The organism is Treponema peruense (assembly GCF_016117655.1).
GTDB lineage: Bacteria > Spirochaetota > Spirochaetia > Treponematales > Treponemataceae > Treponema_D > Treponema_D peruense.
Genome location: NZ_CP064936.1, coordinates 1,951,993 through 1,977,016 on the forward strand (window position 1 = coordinate 1,951,993; position 25,024 = coordinate 1,977,016).

Below are 25,024 nucleotides of genomic sequence, written 5' to 3' on the forward strand. Positions count from 1 at the left end.
ATGTCAAAACCAAAGACCGATTTTACAGTGAACCAAAAAATAGTTTACCCTAGCCAGGGTGTCGGTAAAATCACTGAAATTTTCAAGAAAGAATTCAACGGCGAGATGACTTATTACTATAAGATTTATCTCGATATCTCGGACATGTATGTCATGGTTCCGGTAGACAAAGCAGCCAATCTGGGTATCAGACCTATTGTTTCTGCAGAAGAAGCACAGAAGTCACTGGACCTTATAGGAGAAGACTTTGAGCCTCCTACTTCTGACTGGAAGTTGCGTTACCAGATGAACCTTGAACTTCTTAAAAAAGGTACAATCGAAGATATTGCAGCAATTGTACGCTGTCTGTACCACCGTTCAAAAGTCAAGGAACTTCCTATTCTTGAACGCAAGCTTTATGACAATGCAAAAAAACTTCTTGAAGATGAAATTGCCGAAGCACTCGGAATAACTTCAAAAGAAGTCGAAGTAATGCTTCATGCAAAACTTGAACCGCTTGGTCTTAAGAGTGAAAAAAAGCCTGTCTTTACAGAAGATGAAGACGAAGATGATGACGAATTCGGAAGCGACCTCGACAGCAAAGACAATGGCGATGACGAAGAAGACGATTCAGACGGCGACGACATGGACGATGACGAAGACTGACGCTTTGACAGATAAAATTGTTATACTTACTGCCGCCGGCTCTTCCACAAGGATGGGTACAGGTAAAAAGAAAGAATACCTTAAGTTGAACGGCGGCACAGTTCTTTCAAAGGCCGCCGCCTCTTTTCTAACGGCGGCTTTTTTTTCTATGCTTATTGTTACTGTTCCTGAGGGCGGCGAAAAGGATGCACGGGAAGCACTGTTTGCTGATGAAAGAATGCCGACACTACTTAAAAATACAAAACTTCTTTTTGTTGAAGGCGGCAAAACCCGTCAGGAATCTGTTTTCAATGCACTGACTGCCGCCGCCCGGTGTGTGCCCTTAAAGGAAGAAAAGCCGGTTGTTCTCATACACGATGCAGCACGGCCTTTTGTTACTGAAAAAATCATTCAGGATACAATCAGTGCTGCACTTCTGTACGGGGCTGCAGTTCCCGCAATTGCAGCAGTTGATACGCAGAAAGAAATCTCCGAAAACGGCACAATCGCCCGTCACCTGCAGAGAAAAATGATTGTTGCAGTACAGACACCGCAGGCCTTTGAGCTTTACCCTCTTCTGGAATGCCACAAAGCTGCATCCCTTACACAAAAAGAATATACCGATGACACAGAAATATGGGATGCATACCCGGAACTTAACGGAAAAAGAAGTGTGCGCGTAGTCGAAGGCGACCGTTGCAATTATAAAATAACATACGCAGAAGATTTGGAAAAAAACAGAAAAATGGTAAACACCACAATAAGAATCGGACTGGGAACCGACCTTCACGCCCTGTCAGAAAACAGAAAACTTTTTCTTGGTGGAATAGAAATTCCTGCAGCAAAAGGAGAACTGGGCCATTCAGACGGAGACGCACTTCTTCATGCAATTGCCGACGCACTTCTTGGAGCTTCAGGGCTCGGTGACATAGGCTCATATTTTCCGCCGGAAGAAAAAAAATGGAAAGATGCAGATTCACGCTTTCTTCTCAAGCAAATCTGGACTGATGTAAAAAAAGCCGGATGGTCACTCAATAACCTGGACTGTGTAATAGAAATTGAAAAGCCAAAAATTCTTCCATGGAGACAAAAAATAATCGCATCAATTGCAGAAATTCTTGAAACCGAAACTTCCAGGGTTTTCGTAAAAGCAAAGACGAATGAAAAACTCGATGCAGTAGGCTCGGAAAACGCCGTAAAAACCTACTGCACCTGTCTACTTATGCGCCAAGTTCAAGAATAAGGGACACTTCACTTTCGGTAAGATTAAGCGATCTTGCTATCTCGGCAAGTGTCCAGTTTTCCCTCTTTAACTTTATAATATTTTCACGCACCTGCTGTGTAATTCCGCCGGATGTCCCCGAAGTAAGCGGTGTCTTTGAAACATCAGCCTTGACTATATCATGCAAAAGTTTCATCTGTGCATCGGCACCTGAGGCAAGTTTCTGAAGACGCTCTTCTGTTCCTGCAATTCCGTTTCGGGCAGTATTGATTTTGTCAATGCGCTTGTCGGTATCATCAATTATTTTCTGAAGTGACGAAAGCTTGTCTACGGCATCATTGATTTTTCCGGTAGAACTCATAAGCTTGTCTATACTTGAACGCACGTCAGAAATTTCATCTGGAAGAGCCTGAACCCTTTTAGAACAGACTTCAAGACGGCTTTCGAGTTCCTTGATATTTTCAAAGGACTGGTCTACTTCATCTGCAACACGGTCTATAGTTGTTCCCTTGTTTTCTATGCGGTCAAATTTTGTCTGGACATCAGCAAGGCTTTCCTGATACTTTCTGACGCTGGCATGCATGTTAAGAAGATTGTCGCTTGTCGTGGTAAGATCCTGGATTTTCTTGTCTACACTTGAAGAAAGAGCGCTAAGTGTCTGGAACTTTGCGTCAATTTCATCAAGGCGGCTTCTTTCAGAACCGTACGCATCAAGTCTTTTGTTAACATCTGACCCCAGTTTGTCGAGCTGTGAAATTCTTGTGTTAAGGTCTTCAATTCTGGAACCAAAGGACCTTACATCATCCATCTCTTTTTTAAGCACAACAATTGAATCTTCTAGCTGCTTTTTCATCATGCCGGCTTTGTCAAAAATTCCAGACTCGGCTGTAAACTTTGCAATTCCCTTTCTTATTTCGTCCATCTTAAGCTGAATTGTATTTGTGTCTTCGTTAAGGCGCTCGACGATATTTCTGTGGGACTTTTTGTAGTCTTCTGAAGTATCCTTTACTTCTTTTTTGAGATCTTTTATTAGTTTTTCTGTCTCTGCGGTCTGACCCGAAACATATTTTTCTGTAGAAGAAAGAAGCTCATCGTACTTTGCCTGAAGTTCGGACAAAACTTCCTGACTGCGTTTTTCGTATCCGTCAAGAACTTCAGATGCTTTGCCTGCTACATCAGACATTTCTTTCTTAAGCTCTGCTACACGCACATCGTTTTCGGAAGCGGCCGCCCTGAGCTGCTCATCGTACTGTCTTGCAGAATCATCAAACTGGGCCTGTATACGTTTTTTCCATGTGTTGAATTCCTGCATGGCGGCATCAATTGTCGCAGTCTGGGTATCCTGTTTTCCGGAAAGCGAATTCTTGAACGATTCAATCTTTGCATCAAGGTCTGCCATGTTCTTTTCGAGCTGCTCGTTTACACGCGCGTTATAAGCATCTGTTTCCTGTTTAAGGTATTCATCTGCCTTTTCTGAAGTGGTTTTGAGTTCCTGCCGGTACTGTTCAATAAAATCATGGAGTTTCTGGTTAACGCCGTTAATCTGATCCTGGATTGTAGCCTGTCCCGACTGAAGTGCAGTCTGGAATTTCTTTTCCTGCTCCACAGTTTTTGCCTGAATGTCGGCAATGCGCTTTTTCAATGACTCTTCATAACCAAGTTCCATCTTACGGCGTTTGTCTTCATATTCATCGGTAAAGACCACAAGCTGGCTGTCAAATTTATTTTTCCACTCGGAAAGCTGCTCCTGGACTGCATTCTGTCTTTTTGTAAGATCAGACGAGAATGTGTCTTCGAATATTTTTGCCTTGGAACTCATGTTGGCAACCGCTTTTTTCTTTATATCATCAAGTGCAGTCTGAAGGCCGTCGAGTTCGGTTTTGAGTTTTTCATATTTTGCAAACAGCGTTGTCTCAAAATCACTCTGATGCCTGACGGTTGACTGTGAGAATTTTTCAAAGTCGCCAAGAACTTTTTTCTGGCTCTGTTCCATAAGTTTTCTGAGCGAAGATTCAAGCTTGTCTACATCTGTTCCAGCAGTATTGAGTTTCTTGAAACGGTATTCCATTTCTTTTTTGTAAGACTCAAGCTGCTTGTCTATCTGCGCAAGATACTTTGTCTGGCGTACATCATATTCTGCAGACATTGCCGACATTGCACCGGAAATTGACTTGTCAAACTCAGAAAGTTTCTGTGCGCTTGCGTTTGCCTGTGCTTCTATTTTTTCTGCAGTTTTGGAAGAAAGTTCCTGTGCAGAAGAAAGCTTCTGTTCAATTTCAGAAATATCAGATTCCACACCAGCCCTGATTGACTCGGATTTCTGTTCTAGTTCCTGAAGAGCCTTTGTAACGCCGTCCTGCATTCCATCTACATGAAGCTGGACTTCGGATTTGTACTTTGCAAGATTTGCTTCACTTATTGCAGAAAATTTTTCATAGGCTGCAGTTTCATCATCTGAAGCTTTCTGAAGGGCATCTGCATACAAAGATTCAAAGCGGCTTTTGATTTCGTCTGACTGGCTGTCAATGGCCGACTGAACTTTTTTGAGCTGTTCTGAATTGCCCGAACTCTGTTCTGAAAGGGACTCTGATACAGCCTTTATTTCTTCAAGTGAAGAGTCCAGCTGTGCCTTTATTTCTTCGAGGCGCTGCTGTGTTTGGGAAGTAAGGCTTTCGGAGCGGGCATCTACATCAGAAGTAATTGCGGCTGCCTTTGCATTGAGTTCCGAAAGTTTCTGCTTCATTACAGACTCAAGTGCAGCTGTCTTTTCCTTAATCTCTGAGTCAAGTTTTGCAATTTTTGTTTTCATTGCCGCACCTAGACTGTCAGAAGACTTGTTCAGTTCAGCATCAAGGCCGCTGACTGTCTGCTTGAGTTTTGCATCAAGGGCAGTTGTTTTTTCATTGAAAAGCTGGACGAGTGAATTAACCTTTGCTTTCATTTCTGATTCGGCACGGCCTGTTTCACCTTCCATGTCAGAAGAAATTTTTGTACTAAAGTCGTCAAAGCGTGAATTGAATACAGAAATTCTTGAGTCAACATCCTTCTCTATAGAAGAAATCTGCTCTTCCACGGACTGTTCAAGGGACTCAATTTTTGAAGTAATGCGGCCGTCAAGGGCTTCCGAGTTTTCTGAAAGTTTTGTATCAAGTGAAAGAAGACGGTTTTCAAAATCATCTGACATTTCGGAAAGTTTGCGTGAAAGTTCGTCTGCCTTAAGCTGGAACTCATCATCGAGCGAAGATGTTTTTTCCATAATGGTATTTCTAAAATCTTCACTTTTGGAATCAACCAGAGCGGCAAGCTGTTTTGTCTGCGAATTCAGTTCTTCCATGCATAACGAAACCCTTGCTTCTGAACGTTCATTGAGTTTTGCAAAGGCTTCGTCTTCTATTTTCTGCGCTTTTTCTGCAGCCTTGTCGTAGGCATCATTTATATCAGAATCAATTTTTTTCATAATTGAAGCGGCACGATTCAGGGACTCTTTTGTAGAAGAATCAAGTTCGCCTGCCCTCTTCTCATAGCGTTCCAGAAGATCGGATCCGATGGCCTTAAGCTGTTCGGCATTTTTTGAAGAAAACTGGCGCACTACTTCGGGAATGCGTTTTTCTGTTTCGTCAACAGATTTTTTTACGGTGTCAAGTTTCTGACCAAGTTTTTCTACTATACCGGCCTCTGCCTTGATTTTTCTGAGATTTTCTTCGACCGCAGACGTCATCTGCATAAGGTTAGAAACAAGAGTGTCGTAAGAATGAATTTTTTCACCGATATCGCGAACTGCTGCAACAGGTTTTTCAAGATCGGCAGAGTTTTTTTCAAAGTCTTCATACTGCATCTGAAGACGCTTTACAGCTGCCTTTGCCTGAATATTTTTGGCATCAAGATCTGAAGCAAGAAGCTTGAGTTTGTCTTTTTCGTCTTTAAAATACGCTTCAAAATCATTTTTGCGAAGATTTGCATAGCGTTTTATGTTTTCCATGGAATTCTCATTCCGGTCAATTTTTCTGATAACAAGAGACACTACTGCCGACACGAATGCGGCTGCTATTATTCCGAATACTACTTCTATCACTTTATTTCCTACCCACTTTTATTTTAGCACAATATCCTGCAACTGGCGATAATTTTTGAACGAAATATCGGCATCAGGAATTTTTATTCCGAACAATTTTCTAAAACCGGTCTGAATACATGCACTTTTCATTCCGGCTTTATTTGCACCAAGAACATCATATTTGTGACTGTTGCCCACGTACAGAATTTCGGACGGAGCAACCCCCAGTTTTTTTGAAAGAATTCCAAACGGATAAATTGAAGGCTTGAGCGCTCCGGACTCTTCCGAACCTATGCATACGTCGCACAAACTGCGTATTCCCCAGATGTCGCCCTTCTGTTCCGGCGGAAAATCAGAAAGAATTCCTATTTTAAGACCTGCGTTTTTCATTGCAAGCACGCAGTCATATACATGTGCAAAAGGCTTTATCTTTGTAAAAAAAGGCTTGAGTCCGTCATAGCATATCTGCCTGATGATCTGTTTTGATTCATCAGCCGGCTTTGAACTGACGAAACCGAAAAGCCGTGCCTGGTACTCGTAAAAGTCAGCGAGCGGCGCGGTTTTGTGAAGCTGTTTTCTTACCCTGTTGTATTTTAAATAAAACGAAATGTGACGCAGGAAGTATCCAGGCATGCGCACGTAAAGAGCCCATGAAGGATACAGAGTTCCATCAATATCGAATGCTACGGCTTTTATCCCCTCAAACATTCCTCTATTATACAGGAAAATTCATCTAATCTCAAGCGTATAATCAAAGGATGCACGGCCGGAAGTTCCAGAAGGATCACTTGAGAAAATCCAGAAACGAAGCTGGTTTTTAATTTCATCCTGTATTTTGGGCGGGAGAAGTGATGAAGGTCTTATTTCAATTTCACCGAGCGGAACACTTCCGTCTGCAAGAACAGTAAATGTAATTCTTACAGTTCGTGATGAGTCGACAAGCATTGCGTTTTCAGGAGAAATATCCAGAACAGGATTTTTTGGTGAAATAAGTTCACGCATTTTTCCGTTTGCAAGCATTATTGAAACCCTGCCGTCTGTTTTTGAAGACTGCATTGAAGTTGTACTTTTTGCACTGTCAGAAACAGACATTGAGTATTCTGTATCTGCAATGTCAGACAAAGCAGAAGCTGTGGAATCAGAAGCAGAAGAAGATCTGTCTTTTCTTGAAGTTGCACTTACCGAATCAGATGCGCCGGATGAAGCAGAAGCAGCTGTTCCTTCCAGTGAAGAGGAGAGAGTGTCTGCAGAAGAAGACTGCGAAGATGATGAAGACGAACTTTCCCATTCCGCAGAATCGTCAAACATACTTTCGTCCCACTGTGCCTTTTTTGTCTGGCCGGCATTCTGTTCTGCCATAAGTTCTTCCACACTTTTTCTGATCTTTGGTTCGGAAACTTCCTGTTTTTTTACAGGAGCAGGAGCCACTTTTTTTGTCGAAACTTCAGCACTCTTTTTTTGCACGGCGGAAGGTTTGGGTGTATTTTCTTTTTTTACTGCATTTCCCTTTTTTGGAGCAGCATCTTTTTGAGGCGCAGTTTCTTTTTTTGGAGCAGTATTTTCTTTTACAGCGGGAACCGTTTTTTTCTGGGGTTCAGTTTTTTTAACAACAGCTGACGGAGACGCAAGCTGAATCTGTATTGTTTTGTATTTTACCGGCGGCTCGAATTTTACAAAGGCAAAAATCACAAGCATGAGTATAAAACAGACTGCACTTGCGGCTGCCGAAAAAATACAGCTTTTTCTTTCCAAATTATTTGTCATTTTTTCCTGTCATTTTTTACAGATGTTCTGAGACTCACGGCACTGAATCCGCACTGTCTTAAGGCATCAAACACTTTTACAATTGTACCGTTAGTAACCTTGTCATCGGCAGAAACCATAACGGGAAACTCTTCACGCTTTTTTTCACCGGTGTCAAAGGCATTCAGTCCGGAAACAAGTCCCTTGAAGTCAACCTGTGCGTCGTTAAGCCACATTGAACCGCTTTCTTCTACAGTAATCGTAATTCCACCGGCATCAGAACTTTGCGCAGTTGAACTCTGCGGAAGATTAAGACTTATTCCTGGAAGCATCGCAAAAGTTGTGGACACAAGAAAAAATAAAATAAGCTGAAAAATTACATCCAGCATCGGGGACAAATCTATTCCCGAAGACACGGTATTTCTTTTTGATACACGCATGCACTTTTCCTTAAACCGGAGCTTTTCCGGTAAGCTTGAATATAACTTTTGTTACAAGAGATTCCATGTCCCTGATTTTATGATTCACCTGCGAATTGAAATAATTGTGAAAAATAATGGACGGAATTGAAACGGTAAGACCGCCGACAGTTGTAACAAGAGCTTCTGCAATTGCGTTTGCCAGAAGTGCAGGATCGCCCATGGAGCCTCCGTTTCCAAGAACACCGAACGCTTTTATGTTGCCGGTAACTGTTCCCAAAAGACCGAGCAGAGTCGAAATATTTCCTATTGTTCCGAGGGCAGTAAGAAGATGCTCAAACTTCGGAACAACAGAGTCCATCTTTGTCTGAACAGCTTCTTTTAAGTCAGCCTCATTAAGGTTGCGGTAAGAAAGAGCTGTTCTTACAACATCGGCGCAGGGTGTGTCTGCAAGAATACAGGCACTTTCTGCAGCAGAATAATCACGCTTATCTAGTGCACCGCAAATATCTTCTTCGAATTTCTGGTCGCGCTTTTTTACATTTATAAAATAGTAAAGTCTTTCTATAATAATAAAAAGAGAAGCAAGACCACACATAATAATCGGAACCATAAGGATTCCGCCGTTTTTTATTGTCTGAAACATATTTACCCCCATTCTAATTTTTTAATTTCAGATTTTATGACATCTCTAAAAATTACAATTTTCAGATTCTATCTTTATTAAAAGAAGAAGCGTACAGAAATATTTGCGCTTCCAGAATTTTTAATATATTTATTTCCAAAGTATGTTCTGTCATCCCCGGCAAAAAGTTTTACAAGATCATCCAGTTCTGCAGTAAGTCTGATTGAATCATGAATCTTGTAGAAAACTGTTCCGCCAATAACCGGAACAACGTCGCTTCCTTCACCCAAAAATTCTTCGAGTGCAGCAGAAAATCCCCATATTCCATTCTGGGACTGGAACGAAATGTCTGCTTTTACAGAATTGGCATATTCATTTGACGGAACATGCATCCAGTGCGAATTCCATCCTGCGCTGAAGTTAAAGGTTTTCCAGACATAGGAAAGAGATACTTCTGTCGTAAAAAGAGTGCGCTCATTTTTTTCAAAGGAATAAAGTCCCCATTCAGACTCAGAAGAATAATCTGCTTCACGCGCACCGTTTCCGAAAGCAGTCTTTTTGAATTGTGCAAGAAGATCAAGATTCAAAACTGAACTTACGGGAACTGCCGCCTTGAAGTCTGCAAACCAGTCCGTAGTTTCAGAATCCAAAGAGTCTGCTGCAGAATATGCATATTCACGCTCGGACTGTGCGTAAGTTGAATGTGAAGATTTTATTCCGCCTGCCAAAGACAGTTCAAGCGGCCTTTTTGAAAGAGCTGTCATCCATTTTGCGCCAAATGAAATGTCAAAAACCGGAACAACAGAATTTTCACCGATGGAAGTTCCTACTACTACACCACCGCCCGCACCTGCTGAAAGAAAAGAATTTTTCCAGTCAGCATCAAGAATAAAAACTCCGCGGTTAACTGACTGCGAAGAATAATTACTTTCACCGAATGCCGACTCAAAGTCATACGCAGCGCTTAAACCTGCCGAAAAATATTTTCCCTGCCAGAAAAAGCGTGCACCGGGATTCAGGTAAAATACATCGGCAGATTCCGAACGTACAGGAAGTTTTTCTGTTGCAATTTCTATATCAGGAACACCTGCATAGCGGCTGTAAAATGAACCGGACAGTTTAAAATCAAGTCCGAAACCGTGTCCGATTTTCCATGCAAACTTATTATCAGTAGAAAAAAAACGCTGGTTTAAATCATAAAAGAACGGACTTTTTCCCTGAAGGCCGTATGTGAGTGTTTCATAACCTGCATTCAGATCCAGAGTAATTTTGTCAAAAGAAAGTGTCTTTTCACCGAAAAGCGCGGTGTTCGCATCAAAATAACCGTCGCCTGCAGAATTAAGTCCGTAACCGTTTTCGCTTTCGTGCAGGAATTTAAGCATAAAAGGTTCATCGCCTGAACTTTTGTAAATTGAAAAATCCCCTTTGAAGTATCCAGGAAATCCGCAGCCTATAAGTCCCTGCGCATATACAGAACGGACAGAATCTTCTCCAAGATCTGCAACCGGTTCTTCTTCGGCAGTCACTGCTACAAGGCCCGGTAGTTTTGGAAGGACATCTTTTCCTGAAGGGGCAGCTGGAATTATTTTTGAAAAATCGGGAAGCGCATCTTTTCCTGCAGAAAGTGAATCTCCTGAAACTGTCGTTGTAACTTCTGGAAGAATAATCTGCTCGTCTTCTGAAACAGCACTGTTGTTCTGGCAGAAAGCAGAAAAGCAGAATGCAGCAAAAATACAGGCCGCCGTTTTTTTTCTTATTTCACAGTTCATATAAACCTCACAATTATTTCTATTTCAAAAACACGCGGACACTCTGTGCATAAGGTCCGTCGGGATAAAGTTTCAAAAGATTTTCTGCAGTAAGTGAAGCATCGGCTTCTTTTCCTGCAGCACTGAAAGCTTCTGCAGCACCGTACAAAGCTCGGCCGGCATCATCGTCATTACCGCTCATTCTTGCATACCGTGAAACAGAAAGATATACATTTGCCGCAGACTCACTGTCATTCTGAGAACGCCTGTGTGCGGCAACAATCATTCCTGTTTTTGCGGCCCATTCAAATTCAGAAGCCTCATTTTTTTTCGAAGACTGAATTGAATAAAGTTCTTCTGCAAGAACAGCCGCGTCATCTTTTTTATTGTCCTGACTCCAAAGATATTCAGCAAGTGCAGTTCCATTAATGCGTCCTTCGCGCGTTGAACTTCCTCCTGCAGACTTGTATTCATTTTCAAGTCTTAAAGCATCTTCTTTTATTCCGGATGCAAGAAGCGAAAGTTCTTTTCTTTCATTATAAATTCCGTCTTTTGCAGATTCTTCAGGAAAGTTTCCAAGAAGGATATTTGACTGTTCAAGTGCGGCTTTGTAATTCTGCGTAGTACGGTAAATGTTCATGAGATTTTTGCGCGAACTGTAAATGAAAGAACTTTCAGGCATTTCAGAAATAAGTGTCCTGTACTGAAGTTCGGCCATTTCATAGCGTCCCTGCTGTGCGTAACTGTCTGCGATATAGTAAACTGCCGCATCAAGAAATTTTCCGCGCGGAAACTTTTTTTGATATTCTGAAAAACGGCTTATTGCAGACGCATATTCTTTTGCTGAATAATAAAGTTCCCCACGCCTGTACGAAGCTTCGTCTGCAAAGTTTCCGGCAGAAGAATCATTCTGGATTTTTGCAAACAGAGCGTCGCTTTCAGAAAGATTTCCAGAGGTTGCATAAAGCTGGGCAATCTGGTAGCGTGAACGTATTCCAAAGTCATCATTCTTTTTTGCAGGTTCCGAAAGAACACGGATTGCGTCATCATAACGGCGCGCATCTGAATAAACCGAAGCGCATAAAACATACGCATTCTGTTTTTCTTCATCGCTGTTAGAAAGATTGAGTGCATTTTCTGCATGGCGTGCCGCTTCATCATAATTTGAATTGGCAGCCGCAACATTTGCTGCAACCATATTTGCATTCCACGCAAGAGGGTGATCAGAATAGCGGCCTGTAAATTCAGAAAGCATTTTGTATGCAGAAAGATTTTCGCCCAGTTTGTAGCGGCTATATCCGCAGTAAAAAAGTGCATAGGGAACATTTTCTTTTGCACCGCTTTCAATATATTTTGAAAAATATTTTTCAGAAGTACGCCAGTCTGCCAAATTGAATGAAGAAAGAGCCGTCATGTACCAACCGTCGGGTGTGTTTGAAAACAAAGACTGTCTGAGTGCCGCTTTCATGTAACCGCATGAAAACAAAACCTTTGCATAGTCGGCAGATGAATCCTTGTCAAGAAAATTCATTGCATCAAGTTTTTTAAACTGTTCAAGGCTTTCATTTTTTTTGCCTGCGGAATAAAGAAGTCTTGCATACAAAAGAACAGATTCCGGGCTTTTGCGTGACTCTTCCCTTTCCAAAGCTGCAAGAGCTCCCTTTGAGTCGCCCAGCATTAAAGAAGAAAATGCAAACCAGTAAGAAGCACTTTCATAAAGATTATTTTTGTAAGCCGGAGCCGCCATTGAAGAAAGTGCATTCTTTGCATGAAGCAGCGACTGTGTCCATTCTTTTTCATAAGCGGTACATTCTGCAAGGGAAGTTTCGTAATCTGCATAATAGACGCTTTCTTTTCCGATCTGCGATTTTGAAAAATAAGATTCCAGTACTGCCCGTTTGTCTGCACCCTTCATGCGGCTTCTGTAAAGACCGACAACAGCAAGCACATCACCCGCTGCACCGTCAGATTCAGCATTATCAAAATAAGATGCCGCTTTTTTAAAGTCCCCGTCAGCAAAAGCATCTGTTCCTAGTCTGGTCCAGAATTCTGCAAGAAGTGAATCGTATTCAAAAAGCGTATCGCGTGCACTTTCAAGAACTGCACCGGGGTCGCGGCCTACTTCTTTTTTATGGGAACTTGCAATTCCGTAAGCCTTCTGCAGCGCTTCGGCCGCAAGCGCAGAATCTTCACCAAGAAGAACAGCGGCATAACAGTCATAGGCTTTTTTATACATACCGAGCATTGCATAGGAATCTCCCGCACAAAGTGAAATCTTTGATTCAATTTCTGAACGGTTTTCTGTTTTGGAAAAATTCTCATACACTTCTATTGCGCGTGTGTAATTTTCTGTTTTTGAATAGCAGTCAAAAAGCATAACGCAGGTATCGCCATACTCAGAAAATCCGTATTCATTCCCGCCGGAAATAACTTTTTCAAAAAGCGGAACAGCCTTTGCAAATTCATTCAGGCGGTAAAAAGATTTTCCTGCATACAAAACAGACATATTGTAAAATGTGCGCACACTGTCCGGAAGATTTTTTTCTGAATACCGGAAACAGACTTCATAAAAAGAAGATGCAGCTTTGGAATAGTCGGCAAGTGCAAACTCAGATCTTCCTTTCCAATAAAGTGACTCTGCTGCGGTTTCTGAATCGTCGCCGGCAAGTTCACCTGCTTTTTCCAGAGTTTCTGCCGCTTCGGAATATCTTACCAGATGATAAAAACTTTTTCCCTTAAGCAAAAGCGTTCTTGGAATGAGCAGGGAAAGCGGAAAGTTTTTTTCCATTTGAACAGAGAATTCCACTGTTCCCGGATATGCACCGCTTGAATATGCAGACTGAATCTCACCGAACAAAGAAGAGTCGGTAAGTGTTTCTGCAGAAAACAAAAATGAACATGAAGCACAAAAAATTATTAAAGAAAATATTTTTTTCAATTTAAAAATCTCCCCGCATTAATTCACAGGAAAAAAATAGTCCGTAGCGCGGACCCTTTCCAGATGGATAAAGGAACTGCTGTTGTCAGAAATAAATTTTTCAAGTGGAACTTCGCCGCCGTTCATAAAGACAGCGCACTTGAATTTTCCGGCATCATCAAAATATGGGAACAGCGCGGCACATCCGTTAAAGACAAGTTCATCGGGTTTAATGGAAGACTGCTGCCTTATTGCGGCAAGATAAAACCACCCTGGATCCCGTACAGAAAGCACGTATAAAAGCGCCTTAAGTGACTGCGGGGGATAACCAGAATCAGGAACATAATGATACCGTTTTGCAGAAGCAGAATCATCTACCGCTCCCGAAAAAAAGTTTTCTTCTACATCAACACCGCATTCAGAAAAAACATAATCTTTTCCCGCACGCACTGAATAAATTTGTGAAGCAAGATTTCGCGTCCAGTCCAGTGCAAGAGTAAGATTCCATTCCTGCGAGATAACACCGTTTTTTCCAAGTTCGCTGAACAAAACCGTAGGAGCTGCAAGTCCTTCAAGTTTAAGTGCAGAACCCGAAAGAGGCTTTACAATTCCGTCTGCAATCCATTTAAGGAATCCCGCGCCGCCAACAGTAATGCGTCCGTTTTCAGGAGGTTCAACGGGGTTTCCGTCCTTGTCGGGAACAGTATATTTTTTTCCGGTAGTAATAAATTTGCGCGTACCGTCGCTATCGTAACAGACATCTTCTGTATAATCAAACAGCGGAATATTTTCGCGGATTACCTGCGCCATCTGTATAATTTCATGGTACTGCCCCGTAACTACAGAAACTTTTTCCCAGGGCAGGGAAGTTTTTGTCCACCTCAGAACATCGGCAAACGAAGCTGAATAGAGTCTTGTGAATGCAATACCGACGGGAACAGAATGTGCAGCATAAAGTCCGCAGACAACCAACTGCGCAACAGTACGGTTCTGTGATTCTTCAAACTGAACGTAAACGTCACTGTCTGTATTGAAGTACCAGCGTATTTTCTGCGGCTCACCGTTTTTTTTGTTTCTGTAGAGAACCCAGCTACCAGGAGAACATTCAGGATAAACAGCGGCCCTTACAGAATCAGAAACTTTTCCATCTTCAACAATGTCAACGTCAATAAAAGAACGCGGTGCCACAATAACGGCAATTGAGTCCATGCGTTCTTCCATTCTTATCTGGAACACGGTACCGGCAGAATTTTCCTTGAGTTCGGACGGCTTTGACTTAAGGGACGAAACGGGTGCCTCAAGCCAGGCATCTGTTATTCCCGATCTTATTTCTGCAGAATCAGGAATTCCGGCTCTGTTGTATTCCGCAAAAAACGGCAAAACAGCAAATACAGAAATAAATGCATACGCAGCAAGCTTTTTCAGCAACGCCAGCCTCCTCTGCCTAGTTTATGTCCGAAGCAACAGGAATATCGCTTTCTTTAACCGGCTCGGGGTCTGTGAAACCTGCACCGCCTTCTGCATAGGCAATTTCGGGTTTTACAACCTTTCCGTCTGGAGAATGAATCATTCCGTCGCTTTCTTCGTCAGGATGATTTCCTATGGGAGCATTGCTGAGCAAAAGTTTTAGACGGTTAATCTGGTTTACTTCGCTTGAACCCGGATCATAGTCAATAGCAGAAATATTTGCCTGCGGGTAACGGCGGCGCAGTTCCTTGATCATGCCTTTTCCGGTTACGTGGTTTGGAAGACAGGCAAACGGCTGTACACAGGCAATGCTCGGGCAGCCCGAATGTATGAGTTCAACCATTTCTGCAGTAAGGAACCATCCTTCACCGGTAATGTTTCCTATCTGAACTATATCGTCAACGCCCTTCATGAGATCGTAAATAATTGTAGGCGCGTCAAAGCGATGGCTCTTTTTGAGTGTCTTTTTCATATACTTCCTGTACAATTCCAAAAACCACACAAAGAGCTTTGCGTTACGCTCTGTTTTCTTTGGGAATGCAAGTTCGCGGTGTCTGAAAATTCCCGTACTGAATGTATAGAACAGAAAGTCTGCCAGATCCGGCATTACACACTCTGCACCTTCGCGCTCAATAGTTTCGACAATCTGGTTGTTTGCAGTCGGGTGGAATTTTACAAGAATTTCACCTACAACACCTACACGAGGTTTTTTGACTGGAACAAGCGGCAGGTTGTCAAAGTCATGCACAATTCCCTTTATGAGCTTGTGGTAAGTGCGGTTTGAAAGGGACTTGAGCGCAATTTCGCAGCGGCCGTTCCACTTTTCGTAAAGGGCATTTGCACTTCCCGGAACAGCTTCGTAAGGTCTTGTCCTGTAAAGAACACGCATAAGAAGGTCGCCGAGCATAACTGCATGAAGCATTCTGTGAAGCATTGGGAATGAATACGTAAAGCCGGGGTTCTTTTCAAAACCCTGCGCACTCATTGAAATAACCGGTACCTGTGAAAGTCCCGCGTCATTAAGCGCACGCCGTATAAAACCAATGTAGTTTGTGGCCCTGCAGCCGCCGCCGGTCTGTGTAATAAGAAGACTTGTTTTGTTCAAATCGTATTTTCCGCTCTGAAGGGCCGAAATCATCTGGCCTGCAACAAGTATTGACGGGTAACATGCATCGTTGTTTACATACTTGAGTCCTGTTTCAACTGCGGCGGGATCTACTGCGTCAAGAATAACAAAATTGTACCCTGAATAGGCAAATCCTTTCTGCAACAGCCTGAAGTGAATGGGACTCATCTGAGGTGCAAGAATCGTGTACGAAGTTCTCATTTCTTTTGTAAACACCTGACGCTTGTAGGCCGCACTCTTTACGGCGAACTTGCGGTGGTTGCGTTCACGGGCCTTAACAGCGGCAATAAGGGAACGGATTCTGATTCTTACGGCACCAAGATTGCTTCCTTCATCTATCTTTATGAGCGTGTACATGCGGCTCTTTGACTTGAGAATTTCGTCCACCTGGTCTGCAGTAACGGCATCAAGTCCGCAGCCGAAAGAAGTAAGCTGAACAAGTTCAAGATTCGGCATTCCGCTGGTAAAGGAAGCTGCACGGTAAAGCCTGTTGTGGTAAGTCCACTGGTCTATTATGCGCAGCGGGCGTTCAATGCTTCCAAGATGGGCAACTGAATCTTCTGTAAAGACAGCCATTCCCAGTCCGTTGATCATTTCGGGAATTCCGTGGTTAATTTCGGGGTCAAGGTGATACGGGCGTCCTGCAAGAACAATTCCGTTTGCACCGCGGCGTATAACTTCTTCAAGGGCTTCCTCACCCTTTTCCTTTACGTCACGGCGGAATTTTTCCTGTTCTGCCCAGGCTGCATCTACGGCTTCTTCTATTTTCTGCTTTGAAATGTGGAATTTTTCACCCATTTCTTCGTACAGACGCTCGCCAAGACGCTTTTTGTCGTAAATTGGAAGAAACGGGTTCATAAACAAAACAGAATCAGACTGTCTGAGTTCGTCGATATTATTGCGCAGAACTTCGGGGTAACTCGTTACGATAGGACAGTTGTAATGGTTTCCTGCCCCGGAATCTTCGGTTATTTCATAAGGTGCGCACGGATAGAAAATAAATTTTACACCCTGTTTCAGAAGGCTTTCGACATGTCCGTGCGAAATTTTTCCAGGATAGCATACCGACTCTGACGGAATTGTTTCGAGCCCCTTTTCGTAAACTGCACGACTCGAACGCGGTGAAAGCCTTACCCTGAAGCCCAGTTTTGTAAAGAAAGTAAACCAAAGCGGGTAGTTTTCGTACATGTTGAGTACACGCGGAATTCCTACATCACCCATCGGAGCATCTTCGCTCTTGAGGGGAACGTAGTGGAAAAGCCTCTTGTACTTCCACTCAAAAAGGTTGGGAAGATTTTTTCCGTCGTCATAGTCACCGGATTTGTCTGCCTTGTTGCTGGCGTCAACAACATTTGAACCTTTTTCTGATTCAAGTTCGGCACCGCGTTCACATCTGTTTCCCGTAATGAATTTTCTTACGGTTCTGCCGTCCCCGTCTTTTGAGCCTTCTACAGAAGAGCCGCCGGTAATAAAGGTATTTATTGTAAGAAGACAGTTGTTTGAACATTTTCCGCAGCGTCTCAGATCAAGTTCTACGCGAAATGAGTCCAGCTGTTCAAGAGTTGCAATGGAACTCTTTACAAACTTTGGCGTCTGGTCGGGGTCATCGGGCTTGGGGCGTCTCAAATCTTCCCACTGATCCTGTGCAATAAGTGCCGAACCGTACGCGCCCATAAGGCCTGCTACATCTGGACGGTAAACGTTAACACCGGCAATTTTTTCAAAAGCACGCAGAACGGCATCATTGTTGAATGTTCCGCCCTGAACAACGACTTTTTTGCCTATATCGCTTGCCTTGCGCAGTTTTATTACCTTGAAAAGTGCATTTTTAATTACTGAATAGGAAAGTCCGGCAGAAATATCTGCAACTTCGGCACCTTCCTTCTGGGCCTGTTTTACTCGGCTGTTCATAAAGACAGTACAGCGCGTTCCAAGGTCAACAGGTTTTTTGGCAAGAAGCGCAATCTTTGAGAATTCCCTTACGTCCATTCCCATTGTTCTTGCAAAGTTGTCCAAAAAGCTTCCGCAGCCGGCAGAACATGCTTCGTTAAGCTGAATTGAAATAATTGCGCCGTCCTTCATTCTGAGGCACTTCATGTCCTGTCCGCCGATGTCCAGAAGGAATTCAACCCCAGGAACAAAGAAATCTGCGGCACGGTAATGGGTAATTGTTTCGACTTCACCGGCATCTACTCCGAGGGCCGCCTGGAAAAGAGCTTCGCCGTAACCTGTAGAAACAGAACGTGCAATGTAGCAGTCCTTGGGCAGGATTTTATAAAGGCTTTTGAGTACCTTTACGGCAAGTTCCACCGGGTTTCCTGCATTTACATCGTAAAAACGCCACAGAATGCGTCCCTCGGTGTCTGTAAGAACAGCCTTTGTTGTTGTAGAACCGGCGTCCAGTCCCAGAAATACAGGACCTTTTGCAGTAGCAAGATCCCCGGTAAGTGCCTTTTCTTTTGAATGGCGCTCATTGAACTCGTCAAGTTCTTCCTGTGAAGTAAAGAGCGGCTCCAACCTCTGGACTTCCTGCATTTCGGCACCAACAAGATTCTTTAAACTCTCGCGGAATTCCTTTATTGTAGGGAATTTTGCTCCCTGTGAAGAAGGATCAGAGCATTTTACTGAACGTTCTGCGGAATATGCGGCACCGCTTGCGACAAAAAGCTGGCTGTTGTCAGGAACAATTGTCTGTTCCGGGGTAAGTTTGAGTGTTATTGCAAAGCGTTCTCTAAGCTGATCAAGAAAGTGCAGCGGTCCTCCAAGAAAAGCCACGTTTCCGCGGATTGGCTTACCGCAAGCAAGACCTGAAATTGTCTGCGAAACAACGGCCTGGAAAATAGATGCCGCTATATCTTCACGGCGGGCTCCTTCATTTATAAGCGGCTGTACGTCTGTCTTTGCAAAAACACCGCAGCGCGCGGCAATAGGATAAATTGTTCCCGCTCCCCAGGCCAGTTCGTTAAGGCCGGATGCATCTGTTTCAAGAAGAGCCGCCATCTGGTCAATAAAAGCGCCCGTTCCGCCTGCACATGTACCGTTCATGCGCTGCTCTACACCGCCTTTGAAGTATGTGATTTTGGCGTCTTCACCGCCAAGTTCAATAACAACGTCTGTCTGCGGAATAATTTTTCTTACGGCTGTCGTTGCGGCTACAACTTCCTGGATAAAAGGAATGTTCAGCCACTGCGAAACAGAAAGTCCGCCCGAACCGGTTACTTTTACGGTAACAGTCTGTTCTTCGCCAAGAGGAAGCTCTTTTTCTATCGTATCAAAAGCTTTGTTTACAACCTGAATAATCGTATTGCGTATATCTGCACGATGTCTTTCGTATGCCCCGTACAAAAGTTCGTCGTTATCGCCAAGAATAACAACCTTTACTGTCGTAGAACCTACGTCTATTCCCATGCGCAGTGGCTTTGCAAGAGGCTTGAAAACTGCTCCTTCCAAAGTACTTTCTGCTCCACTATTTGTAATATCTTCCATATAAAACCTTCTGAATTCCTTAATATAAAACGCTCTAAGCAATAAAAAAAGTATCTCAACGATATATTTTATACGGAAAATAGTATTTAGGCAAGAACGGACTCTTTACAGCTCATTCAAGGTCTTTTCCGGGGTAATTTTGGCCTGTTTTTCCTGAATTATTTGAATTATTCAATTTATTTGAATAATTCAATTTATTTTACACTTCTTGTCTAATAAGGCAAACAGTATTATTCTATCTGAATGAAAAACGGTAAAAGTTCATCCCTTCTTGCAAAGGGTCTGTCGCTGTCGGTACTGACACTATTTTCAAGAATACTGGGTCTTGTGCGTGAAATGACAAAGGCACGCTTTCTTGGAACTTCAGCATATTCGGATGCATTCGGAATAGCATTCATGATTCCAAACCTGTTCAGAAGGCTTTTTGCAGAAAATTCAATTTCGGTTGCATTTATTCCGACTTTCAGAGGCTATATAGAAGACTGTTCCACAGAAGATGCAAAAAAAACGGCACAGGACTTTGTAAGCGCAACATTTACACTGGTAACATTTTTAACGGTTGCCTTTGTTTCTGTGGGAATGATTTTTGCTCCGGCAATACTGCGTATTTTTTACGGAACAGAAGATGCCTCTTCAATGTCAGAAGCAATTGTTCTTACAAGAATAATGTTCCCTTACCTGGTTGTAATTTCAATAGCGGCATTTTTCCAGGGAATTCTCAACGGAATGAAAATATTTTCGCCTTCAGGATTTACGCCAATTCTTTTCAATTCAATAGTAATTGCAGCGACATACATTCTTGCCCCGCACACGGCAAACCCTGCACGCGCAATGGCAATCGGTGTAATAACAGGAGGTGCTGTTCAGGCTTTGTTCCAGCTTCCGTTTGTTTTGAAGAATAACTGGAAGGTAACATTTGCTTCACTTCCAAAAGCATTTTCTAACCCCGGAACAAGAAAAGTAATTGCCCTTGTAGGACCTACAATTATAGGAATGGCCGGCTACCAGATAAACGACATTGTATCTTCTGCACTGGCAACGCGCGCAGGAGAAGGTGTTGTTTCAAGCCTTCAGTATTCGCTTCGTCTTCAGGAACTAATACTCGGAATATGCGCAGTAACTATAGGAACAGTTATTCTTCCAGACCTTACAGGATTTGCAAAACGCGCTGAATGGAACAAATTCAATTCCATGCTTACACAGGCTGTTAAAATTATGGCACTTATTGCAATTCCGATTACATTCTATTCGCTCATAATGGGACGCGACATAATTACACTTGTTTTTGCAGGTGGAAAATTCGATGAAAATTCAATTACGATGACAATGGGTGTATTTTCGTTCCACATTGCGGGACTTTTCTTTATTGCAGTAAACAGAATTGTATCGCCGGCATTCTACGCACAGCAGGATACAAAGAGCCCGACCATTGCAGGACTCATAAATTTTGCCGTTAACGTAATACTTGCGGCAGTTCTTACAGGTCCCATGGGCGGAAGGGGAATTGCGCTTGCACTTACAGTGGCAAGTCTTGTAAACACCGTCATGCTGTTTGTTTTCCTTAAGCGCAGTCCTTCTGTAGATGTAGCGGGAGTCGTAAAGTCAACACTTTTGTACAGCATAAAAATTGCAGTTCTTTCGGCTGTGTCGTCTGTTCCGATACTTTTACTGCGTTCGCCCTTACAGACACTGTGTGCCGGAAAGGGAAGAATTATTTCAAACGGAATTCCTGTTGTGGTTACGGCAATTGTTTTTGCTGCTGTCGGAATTGCACTCATGGCTTTGACAAAAGATTCCATTCTTGGTTTGCTTGTTGCAAAGATAAGAAATAAGACAAAAGCAGCAAATGTTAATGGAAGTAAAAATGAAAACTAAATTTGATTCGATAATTGAAGGCGCAGATTTTGAAAAAATATACAGCGAAAGAAGAAACAAAGTTTTCTCTTTTATGGCTGAACACAATATCGGCGCGGCAGTATTCAGCGACTTTGAAGAAAAACGAGACCCGGCGGTAAGATATCTTTGCGGACATCCGGGAGACGCACTTCTTGTTCTGGCAGAAGACAAAACCGCAACACTTGTTCCGTGGGACATAAACCTTGCAGAACAAAAGGCCCATGCAGATGAAATATGCGCTTATTCAGACTACGGGCGCAATTATGCAAATGCTATAAAAGCGGTTCTTGCAAAACACTGCGGCGACAGAAAAACAAAAGTCTGCATTCCGCCGGAAACAAGCCACATAAGTTTTCTTAAACTTTCTGCAGAACTTCCTGATACCCAGTTTGTATGTTCTGAAAATTCTGTCCACGACTTTGTAATAAAAATGCGCGCAGTAAAAGATGCATACGAAATTGCATGTACAAAAAAAGCATGCGCAATTACCGATGTAATGACAGATATAATAGAAGAAAATGTGCGGTCAGGAAAATTTTCTAAAGAAACAGATGTTGCACTTTACATTGAGCGCGCGCTGAGGGAAATGGGTTGTGAAAAAACCAGCTTTGACACGCTTGCAGCCGGTCCTGAAAGAAGTTTTGCAATACATGCTTTTCCGGGATACACTGCCGGCAGATGGGGAACTGAAGGTCTTTCTATACTTGACTATGGCGTTTGTTTTGAAGGCTACGCAAGTGACTGCACTATCACTGTGGCAAGGGGAAAACTTTCTGAAGGCCAGAATGAACTTCTTTCCCTTGTAGAAAAAGCCGCAGCTGAATGCTTAAAACTGTACAGCCCCGGAAAGCCGATTCTAGATGCCGCACTTAAGGCAAAAGAAATTTTTGCAGAAAAAGGAAGGGAAATGCCGCACAGTCTTGGCCACGGAACAGGACTTGAAATTCACGAACATCCTTACGTAAGTCTCAGGGCAGATTCTAAAGAAACATTTGTTTCAGGAAACATTGTCACCCTTGAACCGGGACTTTACGATCCTTCACTTGGCGGAACAAGACTTGAAAATGATATTCTGATTTGCGACGATGGAAACGAATGTCTCACATCGTCGCGTATTATCAGAATTTAACGGAGCCTTTCAAGAATATCTTCTATCTTTTCTGAAAGCGCTCCGGCCATGTTGCGGTCGGGAAGGTTTCTTACGAGTTTAAGTGAATTGCCAAGAACAGAAACAAGGAGCGCACGGCCGCTGTCTGTTACGCTGCCTTCTGTTTCTGAAATTTTATTTTTCTTTCTGAGAATATCTGCGGCCGCAAGAAGGCCGCGCCGCCCTGACAGACGGGATATAATGTAGTCGAGCTGAAGTCTTGTATTGCTCTGCAAAAACTCATCTTTCTGTTCTGCCGGCAGATACTCGATAAGAGCGCGCAATTTTTTAAAGAGGCTTGCGGCAAGTCCAAATTTCTGCGCTATGAGTTCGTCGGTCATCGCTTCTGCAAGACTTTCAAATGTGCGCGCGGTCTCATCTATAAGATCCTGCGGAATAAGATTTGGCGCGGCCGGCTGCACTTCTGCGGCACAAGTCTGCGGTTTTTCTGCCAGAGTGTCTTCTGACACTTCTTCTTCTGTAAAGTCATCGTCTTCGTATTCGGGAAGTTCTGCAGGTTCGGGAAGAATTTCTTCTTCACACTGCGGCACACTTTCAGACGTCTCTTCTTCGACGGGGGCTTCTTCTTCAATGAATTGGGCTTCGGGAACTTCTTCGCTTTCTTCTTCATCTTCAAAGTTGGCCGCAGGAATATCTTCGTCTTTCAGTTGCAGTGCAGAAGGTTTTGGTTCGGGTTTGGGTTCAGCCACTGGTTGCGGTGCGCATTCAGGAACTGCACTTTTCTTTTCGTCTTCGGTTTCGATTTCTTCGGGCAAAAACTGAGTTTCCATTTCTTCTTCTTTGGGGCTTGAAGCATTATCAGCTGAATATGCAAACGGATTGTCGCTGAAAAAATCATCCGGGTCTGAATCATCGCGGGCAAGATCTTCCATTGAATCATTTTCCTGCGGTTCAAATGCTTCGTCTTCTTCATCCAAATCTTTTTCAAATACATCTGCATTTTCTTCTTCTTTTGAAAGAGGCTCAAGAGTATCTTCTTCAATGTCAGGAAATTCTGCTTCGGGAATTGTGTCATCACCGACGGCTTCTGTTTCTACGGGAGAGTCAAAGTCTGGGTTTATGTCTTCATCTGCAGAAGAGAATTCGTCAAACTCAAAGTCGTCTGCAGGTTTTGCTGCAACAGGTGCGGCCGTTCCCAGAATCTTTGCACTTACGCGGTCTGTTCCCTGCTTTGCTGCAAGATTGTCACCGTCAAGCACATCGAGTTTTCTGTAAATTGCGAGCGCATCACTTAACCGGCCGGACTTTTCGTATGTCTCGGCGAGCATTCTGTTTCCTTCAAAGTCTTCGGGATTCTGGTTCAAAAATTTCTGAAGGAATTCTTCTGCCTTTGAATAGTTGCCTGTCTGACTGTAACGCTTTCCACCGTCGCGGTAAAATTCAGTGGCGGCAGGATTTATTGCATGGATTTTTTTAAAGCAGCCGAGTGCCTTTGAGTCTTCACCCTTACATATATAGTACTGGCCAAGAAGATTGAGAGCATGCAGATCTTTTGGATTTTCATCCCACAGTTTTTTTATTTTCTGGCTGGCTGCATTCAGTCTGTTTGCCGTAAGAAGTATGCGTGAAAAACGGCGCAGCATATTTTTGTCTTCGGGACGCAGCGTCTCTACTTTTTCCATTTCGGCGACGGCTTCATCTGCGCGCTCCGTACTTTCAAAAGTATCTGCAAGTCCTGACATTGCCTTTGTGTTATCGGGATCAATTCTGAGCGCTTCGTTGTATTCTGATTCGGCACCGTCATATTCACTCTGCTTTCTGAGTACATCGCCGAGTTTTGTGTGCATGGAAGAATTCTGCGGGTCTATGATTATTGCATGCCTTACAATGTCGCCTGCAGCCTTTGTTTTGTTGCGCTTGAGAAGAAGATCGGCGTATCCGTCTATTGCATCAAGCCAGCCCGGTTTTGCCCTGAGCGCCGATTCATATTCAACTGAAGCCCTTTCATATTCCCCAAGTTTTTGATAGCTTTCTGCAAGATTCAGGTGAAGTACAGGATGGTTGGGGTCTATCTTCAAACCGCGCTGATAGGAAAGAACTGCCTCTTTATTCTGGTTTTTGAGCGCATAAATTGAACCGATGTGATTGTATGCAAGTACATCATCAGGATTGGCCTCAACTACAGTATTGAAACACTGGAGCGCATCATCGTAACGACCCATGAGTTTGTACGTAAAGCCCAGATTGTAGAAAACCTGCATATTTGACTCGTCTGCAATAACGGCCTGTTCCAAAACCGCAATTGACTCATCGTACATTCCGAGCCTTCTGTAAATTGCACCGAGGTTATTGAGAGCTGAAATATTTTCGGGATCGGTCCGCACAATTTCCTTGAAATAAGGAAGGGCACTTTTGTCGTCACCGCTTTTTACGTATATGTTTCCCAGTTTTACAAGAAGGTCCTTGTTCTGCGGGTCAGTTCTTAAAAGCCCCTTGTACAGTCTTGCAGCAAGGTCATAGTCCCTGGAAAGAACAGCTGATTCAGCCCGCTCCAAAATGATTCCGTTCTGTGATTTTAGTACATCCATA

The 25,024-nt window shown here is 43.2% G+C and carries 14 protein-coding genes; 4 read left to right on the forward strand and 10 right to left on the reverse strand.

Translation table 11 applies throughout. The features are described from left to right. Both IWA51_RS08980 and ispF read left to right on the forward strand, forming a co-directional pair. A complete protein-coding gene (locus tag IWA51_RS08980; RefSeq protein ID WP_198442155.1) occupies positions 1-645 on the forward strand; it encodes a CarD family transcriptional regulator in 645 nt (214 codons plus the stop codon). After that, a complete protein-coding gene (ispF, locus tag IWA51_RS08985) occupies positions 632-1,867 on the forward strand; it encodes a 2-C-methyl-D-erythritol 2,4-cyclodiphosphate synthase (protein WP_198442156.1) in 1,236 nt (411 codons plus the stop codon). Before IWA51_RS08980 ends, ispF begins: the two co-directional genes overlap by 14 nt. On the opposite strand, the gene IWA51_RS08990 is transcribed toward ispF, so the two are convergent. The 9 genes from IWA51_RS08990 to IWA51_RS09030 all read right to left on the reverse strand — a co-directional run bounded on the left by IWA51_RS08990 (position 1,845) and on the right by IWA51_RS09030 (position 19,353). After that, positions 1,845-5,918, reverse strand: coding sequence for a SpiroCoCo family coiled-coil protein (locus IWA51_RS08990; RefSeq protein WP_198442157.1), 4,074 nt, complete (start codon positions 5,916-5,918; stop codon positions 1,845-1,847). The two genes, ispF and IWA51_RS08990, sit on opposite strands and share 23 nt — an antisense overlap. A gap of 18 nt (positions 5,919-5,936) precedes the next feature. Then, positions 5,937-6,608, reverse strand: coding sequence for an HAD family hydrolase (locus IWA51_RS08995; protein WP_177527590.1), 672 nt, complete (start codon positions 6,606-6,608; stop codon positions 5,937-5,939). 21 nt (positions 6,609-6,629) lie between these two features. Continuing rightward, positions 6,630-7,664, reverse strand: a complete 1,035-nt coding sequence (locus tag IWA51_RS09000; protein ID WP_198442158.1) for a hypothetical protein — start codon at positions 7,662-7,664, stop codon at positions 6,630-6,632. Beyond that, on the reverse strand, positions 7,661-8,083 hold the full coding sequence (locus IWA51_RS09005) for an ExbD/TolR family protein (protein ID WP_198442159.1): 423 nt from the start codon (positions 8,081-8,083) through the stop codon (positions 7,661-7,663). The genes IWA51_RS09000 and IWA51_RS09005 overlap by 4 nt, the downstream gene beginning before the upstream one ends. Positions 8,084-8,093: 10 nt before the next feature. Continuing rightward, positions 8,094-8,708 (reverse strand): MotA/TolQ/ExbB proton channel family protein, encoded by a 615-nt coding sequence (locus IWA51_RS09010; protein ID WP_177527593.1) that lies wholly within the window; start codon positions 8,706-8,708, stop codon positions 8,094-8,096. 77 nt (positions 8,709-8,785) lie between these two features. Beyond that, positions 8,786-10,456, reverse strand: a complete 1,671-nt coding sequence (locus tag IWA51_RS09015; protein ID WP_198442160.1) for a hypothetical protein — start codon at positions 10,454-10,456, stop codon at positions 8,786-8,788. Between the two features lie 19 nt (positions 10,457-10,475). Beyond that, positions 10,476-13,373 carry a tetratricopeptide repeat protein gene (locus IWA51_RS09020; RefSeq protein ID WP_198442161.1) on the reverse strand — a complete coding sequence of 966 codons (2,898 nt, stop codon included), beginning with the start codon at positions 13,371-13,373 and terminating at the stop codon, positions 10,476-10,478. Between the two features lie 18 nt (positions 13,374-13,391). Next, positions 13,392-14,780, reverse strand: a complete 1,389-nt coding sequence (locus IWA51_RS09025; RefSeq protein WP_198442162.1) for a hypothetical protein — start codon at positions 14,778-14,780, stop codon at positions 13,392-13,394. Positions 14,781-14,796: 16 nt separating this feature from the next. Next, a complete protein-coding gene (locus tag IWA51_RS09030; protein ID WP_230402747.1) occupies positions 14,797-19,353 on the reverse strand; it encodes a 2-hydroxyacyl-CoA dehydratase in 4,557 nt (1,518 codons plus the stop codon). 321 nt (positions 19,354-19,674) lie between these two features. Between IWA51_RS09030 and murJ the strand changes: the two genes are divergently transcribed. Both murJ and IWA51_RS09040 read left to right on the forward strand, forming a co-directional pair. Then, positions 19,675-21,306, forward strand: coding sequence for a murein biosynthesis integral membrane protein MurJ (gene murJ, locus IWA51_RS09035; RefSeq protein WP_198442164.1), 1,632 nt, complete (start codon positions 19,675-19,677; stop codon positions 21,304-21,306). Further along, positions 21,296-22,456: a M24 family metallopeptidase gene (locus IWA51_RS09040; RefSeq protein ID WP_198442165.1), complete on the forward strand. Its 1,161-nt coding sequence runs from the start codon at positions 21,296-21,298 to the stop codon at positions 22,454-22,456. The genes murJ and IWA51_RS09040 overlap by 11 nt, the downstream gene beginning before the upstream one ends. Here the strand turns inward: IWA51_RS09040 and IWA51_RS09045 are convergent. Then, positions 22,453-25,023 (reverse strand): tetratricopeptide repeat protein, encoded by a 2,571-nt coding sequence (locus IWA51_RS09045; protein ID WP_198442166.1) that lies wholly within the window; start codon positions 25,021-25,023, stop codon positions 22,453-22,455. The two genes, IWA51_RS09040 and IWA51_RS09045, sit on opposite strands and share 4 nt — an antisense overlap. Position 25,024: the final 1 nt, after the last annotated feature.

What these genes read in the sequence shown, in the direction of transcription:
- IWA51_RS09015 (WP_198442160.1), bottom strand. Translation starts at nt 10,456, where the DNA reads ATGAACTGTGAAATAAGAAAAAAAACGGCGGCCTGTATTTTTGCTGCA.
- murJ (WP_198442164.1), top strand. Translation starts at nt 19,675, where the DNA reads ATGAAAAACGGTAAAAGTTCATCCCTTCTTGCAAAGGGTCTGTCGCTG.
- IWA51_RS09030 (WP_230402747.1), bottom strand. Translation starts at nt 19,353, where the DNA reads ATGGGAATAGACGTAGGTTCTACGACAGTAAAGGTTGTTATTCTTGGC.
- ispF (WP_198442156.1), top strand. Translation starts at nt 632, where the DNA reads ATGACGAAGACTGACGCTTTGACAGATAAAATTGTTATACTTACTGCC.
- IWA51_RS09010 (WP_177527593.1), bottom strand. Translation starts at nt 8,708, where the DNA reads ATGTTTCAGACAATAAAAAACGGCGGAATCCTTATGGTTCCGATTATT.
- IWA51_RS09040 (WP_198442165.1), top strand. Translation starts at nt 21,296, where the DNA reads ATGAAAACTAAATTTGATTCGATAATTGAAGGCGCAGATTTTGAAAAA.
- IWA51_RS09000 (WP_198442158.1), bottom strand. Translation starts at nt 7,664, where the DNA reads ATGACAAATAATTTGGAAAGAAAAAGCTGTATTTTTTCGGCAGCCGCA.
- IWA51_RS08995 (WP_177527590.1), bottom strand. Translation starts at nt 6,608, where the DNA reads ATGTTTGAGGGGATAAAAGCCGTAGCATTCGATATTGATGGAACTCTG.
- IWA51_RS09005 (WP_198442159.1), bottom strand. Translation starts at nt 8,083, where the DNA reads ATGCGTGTATCAAAAAGAAATACCGTGTCTTCGGGAATAGATTTGTCC.
- IWA51_RS09045 (WP_198442166.1), bottom strand. Translation starts at nt 25,023, where the DNA reads ATGGATGTACTAAAATCACAGAACGGAATCATTTTGGAGCGGGCTGAA.
- IWA51_RS08980 (WP_198442155.1), top strand. Translation starts at nt 1, where the DNA reads ATGTCAAAACCAAAGACCGATTTTACAGTGAACCAAAAAATAGTTTAC.